The following is a 5,336-nucleotide window of genomic DNA, read 5'->3' on the forward strand; positions in this document are numbered from 1 at the left end:
TTGACCTGGTGGACGATGCCGGTGCCCGGGGGGACGACCTTGAAGTCGTCGAAGGCCGTCTGGCCCCAGCGCAGGAACTGATAGCGCTCACGGTTGCGCTCGTACTCGAGCTCCATGTTCTTCTCGAGCGCGTCCAGGCGACCGGCCACGTCGATCATCACCGAGTGGTCGATGACCATCTCGGCCGGGGCGAGCGGGTTGATCTTCTCGGGATCGCCGCCGAGATCCTGCATGGCCTCGCGCATGGTGGCGAGATCGACGACGCAGGGCACGCCGGTGAAGTCCTGCATGATCACGCGGGCCGGGGTGAACTGGATCTCGACCGACGGATCGGCAGAGGGCTCCCAGCCCGCCAGGGCGCGCACGTGGTCGGCGGTGATGTTCGCCCCGTCCTCGGTGCGCAACAGGTTCTCGAGCAGGATCTTGAGGCTGTAGGGAAGCTTGTCGGCGCCCTCCACGGCGTCGAGCGCGAAGATCTCGTAGTCGGTGCCGCCGACGCTGAGATCCTGTTTCGCGGCGAATGAGTCGACAGTGCTCATCAGGCGAACTCCTTTGGTGTGGGGTTGACCCCTCCATCGTAGGCGCGCAATCCGCGACAGGCGGACGAACGCTCACCTCGCGATGAACCGCTGCTCATGCAGGTCGACCGAGGGGACGCCGGCTCGATCCGGCATATATCTTGAAGTCAAGATAAATAGTACCATGTCAGGCACCCTCGACCTGACACCTCGTCAGCTGATCTGCAGGTGTGTCGAAGCTCGCCGTCTCGGCGGGCGCCCTGGTGCGACGGCCCTGGTGCGACGGCCCTGGTGCGACGGCCCTGGCGCGGCCGAGCGACGCCGCCCCGTCCCTTCAGGCCGAGACTCGCTCCAGCACCGCGACCGACTCGATGTGGTGGGTATGCGGGAACAGGTCGAAGGCACGCAGGTCCGCGATCTGCCACCCCTTCTTCTCGATCGCTGCGAGGTCCCGGGCGAGCGTGGAGGGCTCGCAGGAGACGTAGACGATCCGCTGGCGGACGGCGGCTGCCAGGAGGTCCATCAGCTCGGTGCCTGCACCGCTGCGCGGCGGGTCCAGCACCACCGTGTCGACGCCGCCACGGCGGGCACGGACCCAGTCCGTCACGTCCGCGGTCGCGGTCGAGACCTGGGGAAGATCCTCGAGGTTCTCGGCGGCGATCTGCGAGGCGCGCCGGTTCCCCTCGACGGAGACGACCGAGCCGTCGGCCCCCACCTGCCGCGCTGCGACTGCGGAGAAGACCCCCACTCCGCCGTACAGATCCCAGGCGCTGCCGCCGTGCGGTGCGCGCAGCGTCGATTCGACGACCTCGCTCAGGAGCTCCGCGGCGCGTCGGTGCGACTGCCAGAAGCCCGTCGCGCTGACGGCGAACATGCGCTCCCCGAGGCGTTCATGGACCAGTCCGTCCCCGCGCAGCGGGACCAGGCCGCGCCCGGTGCGGACAGAGACGTCAGCATCCCCCCAGGTCTCCGGGATGACCACTGCGCTCGGGTCGAGCTCCCGCCCGATCAGCACCACGGAGGCAGGACCGGCCGACGGAGCGACCGCATCGATCGCCTCGGTCCCCTCGGGGGCGGTCCACTCCCCCAGCTGCAGGTCACGAATGGCCTGGGCCGAGAGGGGATCCGCGCCCACCGGACGAACCTCATGAGAACGCCAGCCGCGCATGCCCACCCGGCCATCGGCATCGACCGCATAGCGCACGCGTGTGCGCCAGGCCAGCCCTTCGGCGTCGTGCGGCGCCGGCTCGACCTGCACCTGCTCGATCGGGAAGCTCGTCACCCCGGCGCGGCGGAGCAGCTCCTGCATCACCTCGGTGGCGATCCGGCGCTGGGCGGGCAGTGCGATGTGCGCCCACTCGGCACCTCCCACGCCGTCGATGCCGGCCTCCTCCCAGACCGACGGTGCACGGTCCGGGCCTGCCTCGAGCACGTCGAGCGCCTCGGCGCGCCAGAAACGTGCGTTCGCGCGCTCCTCGGGGTCTTCGAGCAGTCGGGCGGTCACGGTCTCGCCCGGGGTCGTGCCGCGGACGAACACGACCCGTCCCTCATGGCGTGCCACGAAGGTGCCGCCGGCTGCGGGCGGGCCGACAGTGAGGGTCAGGAGGCGCCCGCCGAGGGCGGAGCTGCTCGGCGCGGTTTCGGCATCGGAGGTCATCGGACCACTCTCTTCCCGTCCGCGCGGGGAACGACGCGGACCGTGGCTGCTCGATCTATGGGGAGGTCCCGCGCAGACCTGCGGTCGGGTGCGGGGAACCGTCCGCCCATTGTCTCATCCAGTGGACGGTCCTGGCGCCCGGCCCGATGGCGTTCCTGCGTGCCCGACCCGATGACGCTCCTGCGCACACGGCCCGAGCAGGTGCTCAACGTCGCTCGCGACGCGCCAGCAGTCCGCGATGCATGAGCCACACCAGATACGCGATCACGGCGAAGGCGGGCAGGCCCATGGCGATCTTGGCGGCGCCGAGGGCGGCGACCTGATCCGTCAGCAGCAGCGGGAGCTGCACGGCCAGCTTCGCGGCGTAGAGCCCGACGAAGAGCAACGTGGCCCTGGTGTAGACACGGCGTGCGTCAGGGTCCTCGGTCCAGTCCTTCACCCGAGGATCGAGCAGGCCGACGAAGATTCCCACCAGCGGTCGCCGCAGCGCCAGAGTGGTCAGCAGCACCACCAGAGCGACGGCGTTGGTGACGATACCGGGCCAGTAGAAGTCAGAGCCTTCGCCGGAGCGGATCGCGAGCACGGCGCCGAGTGCCACCCCGAGCAGGCCGCCGAGCACCGTGGACGGGCTCTGTCGCTGCACGATGCGAGCGATCAGCAGTCCCAGCACCACGATGACCGCAGCCACGGCCGCGACCATGACCGAGCGCGTGACCACGAACAGCACCACGAAGAGCAGCGTGGGCAGCACCGACTCGACGATGCCGCGGGGGCCGCCGATGGCGTCGGAGACGGAGAACTCCTCATCCCGCAGCACGGCACCCAGCCCGCTGCGGGACGTCGGCTCGTGCTCCTCGGCGGCTGGGCCCGTGCCCGCCTCTGGACCGATGCCGGGGCCTCCGGCTGCGGGACCCTGGCGCTCAGGGCCTCGGGCCGCCGGAGCCGGGCGCTCGGCGCCTCGCGGCTCCGGCCCCTGGGTCTCGGGTGCTTCGTGCTCGGGGCCGTGGGTCTCGGGGCCAGAGCCGGAGCCGGGCACCGCGGGACTCACCCGACCTCCGTGATCTCTGGGCCCCGTGCCAGCGGGTCCAGCGGTGCGGCACCGACCTGGCTCAGGCCCGGCCGCTCCCCGGGCAGATGCAGCGGGATCAGCTCCTGCGGAGCCATCGCCTCGGACCCGCGCACCACCACCAGGCGGGAGATGAGGGTCTCGAAACGGCGTGACTGCTCCTTGTCGCCCAGCGCCTTGCCTGTGAGGATCGCCCGGACGAACCAGCGCGGTCCGTCGATGCCGATGAATCGCGCCGGCCGGTATCCCGTACGCCCATCGGTCCGCTTCACGGGCAGCCGGGTGATCAGCTCGGTGCCGAAGGCTCCGGGCCGGGTCTCCGCGGTCCCTCCCTGCTTGACCACGGAGTCGCGCAGCGAGGAGCGCACGTCCTCCCACAGACCGCGGGTCTTGGGCGCGGCGAAGGCCTGGACCTGCAGGGACGAGCCGGCGATCACCAGATTCGCCCCGGTGACCGAGCCGCTGCGCTGATCGACCTCCATCCTCAGCTCCATGCCGTCGATGGCCGGGACGCGTAGTGCTCCGAGGTCGATCCGCTCTTCCGCGGGTGCCTCGGACTCGTCATAGGGGCCGTCTTCGAGGTGCTCTCCGCGAGGGGCGGCGGAGTCGCTGTCGCCGTCGCGGCCCTCTGCCCGCTCGGTGCCCTCATCGTTCTCGGCGTCCTCGGCATCGGGCCGGTCGGTCGCCTTCTGCGAGATCCCCGAATCCTGGGAGTCGTGCGCATCCAGGCCGTCGATCTCCTCGACCTTCTGCTGCTTCTTGCGAGAGAACAGTCCCATGATCATCCCTCCGTGGTCTCGTCGGCGGTCACGGCCGCCGTGGCGGTCGCAGCCGCCGTCATCGGCTCAGCTGTCGCGGCGGCTCCGAAACCGCCGCTGGAGCCGAAGCCGCCCTGCGCCCGGTCGGTCTCCTCGAGGTCCGCGACCTCCTGCAGCACCGGGGCGATGAAGGGCACCACCACCAGCTGGGCGATGCGGTCTCCGACATGGAGGGCGAACGGCTCCGTCGGATCGGTGTTGTGCAGCGAGACCTTGACGGGACCGCGGTAGCCAGCATCCACGATACCGGGGCCGTTCAGGACGGTGATCCCGTGGCGCGCTGCGAGGCCGGAGCGGGGGCAGACCATGCCCACGGTGCCGGGCGGCAGCGCGAGCGCGAGGCCCGTGTCCACCAGGGCCCGGCCACCGGCGGGGATCACGAGGTCCTCCGCACTGGCGAGGTCCAGCCCAGCATCGTCGGCATGAGCGCGATGCGGCAGCGCCGTCGCGCCGCTGCGGCGGATGCGCAGGACGGGGTCTCCGGCCGCAGGTGCGGCCGTCGCATCGTGTGACGAGGAATCAGCGTGATCGACAGACATGGGCACAGGGTATGCCGTGGCGACACCCTGCTCCCAGCGAGCTCGGAGCCTCGCACGGCGGGCCGTGGACGTCCAGGTGCTGCGTGAGACCATGGCGGCATGTCCGCAGCAGCTGATCGCCCCGCTGATCACACCTCCCCCGTCCCGGCGGCCGCTCGCCCCGCCGCCTCCGACGAGAGCACCGTCCTCTTCCGTGAGCACCTCTTCCCCGGCCCCACGGTCTGGGTGGTCGCGGTCGCCATCGGAGCCGCGCTCGGCCTGATCCTGGTCCCGCTGAACCTCACGGTCGCGATCGTGTTCTCCTCCGTGTGCATCCTCGCCCTGCTGGTGCTGGTCCACCAGTACTCCCCCGTGCTCGAGGTGGCGAACGGCCGCTTCCGCCTGGGCCGCGCGCAGATCGGGGTCGAGCTGCTCGGCGATCCCACGCCGCTCCAGGGAGAGGACTGGGCTCGCACGATCGGACAGGGCTTCGAGCCGCTGGCTCATCACTGCATCCGTGGGTGGACCCGCTCCGGGCTCCGGGTCGAGGTGCTCGACCCTGAGGATCCGATCACCGCCTGGGTCGCCTCGACCCGCCGTCCCGAGGACCTGGCCCTCGCGCTGAGGACCGCGAAGCAGCTGAAGGCGCGCGAGGACCGCTGAGCGCTCGGACCCGGGCAGCGCTGGGCCCGGGCAACACTCGGCTCGAGCGGTGGGGCCGCTGACCCTGAGGCCCGTGCCGCAGGACCCAGGACCCAG

Annotated in this window: 6 protein-coding genes; 1 reads left to right on the forward strand and 5 read right to left on the reverse strand. The window is 71.0% G+C overall.

Features of this window, described 5'->3' with window-relative positions:
* The 5 genes from ACTH43_RS06505 to dut all read right to left on the reverse strand — a co-directional run.
* Positions 1-539, reverse strand: a 539-nt coding sequence (locus tag ACTH43_RS06505; protein ID WP_441444108.1) for an aconitase family protein, incomplete at its 3' end; no start/stop codon positions are given.
* Positions 540-852: 313 nt separating this feature from the next.
* Entirely contained in the window at positions 853-2,175 is a 1,323-nt protein-coding gene (locus tag ACTH43_RS06510) for a class I SAM-dependent RNA methyltransferase (RefSeq protein WP_441444109.1), read from the reverse strand.
* A 205-nt stretch (positions 2,176-2,380) separates the two neighbouring features.
* On the reverse strand, positions 2,381-3,223 hold the full coding sequence (locus ACTH43_RS06515; protein WP_441444110.1) for a DUF3159 domain-containing protein: 843 nt from the start codon (positions 3,221-3,223) through the stop codon (positions 2,381-2,383).
* The gene (locus tag ACTH43_RS06520) at positions 3,220-4,020 is read right to left on the reverse strand and encodes a DUF3710 domain-containing protein (protein WP_441444111.1); all 801 of its coding nucleotides are present in this window, start codon (positions 4,018-4,020) and stop codon (positions 3,220-3,222) included. The genes ACTH43_RS06515 and ACTH43_RS06520 overlap by 4 nt, the downstream gene beginning before the upstream one ends.
* Before the next feature lie 2 nt (positions 4,021-4,022).
* A complete protein-coding gene (gene dut, locus ACTH43_RS06525) occupies positions 4,023-4,598 on the reverse strand; it encodes a dUTP diphosphatase (RefSeq protein WP_441444112.1) in 576 nt (191 codons plus the stop codon).
* 99 nt (positions 4,599-4,697) lie between these two features.
* Between dut and ACTH43_RS06530 the strand changes: the two genes are divergently transcribed.
* Positions 4,698-5,240, forward strand: coding sequence for a DUF3093 domain-containing protein (locus tag ACTH43_RS06530; protein WP_441444113.1), 543 nt, complete (start codon positions 4,698-4,700; stop codon positions 5,238-5,240).
* Positions 5,241-5,336: the final 96 nt, after the last annotated feature.

The sequence above is a fragment of the Brachybacterium sp. genome (assembly GCF_052095815.1).
Classification (GTDB): Bacteria; Actinomycetota; Actinomycetes; order Actinomycetales; family Dermabacteraceae; genus Brachybacterium.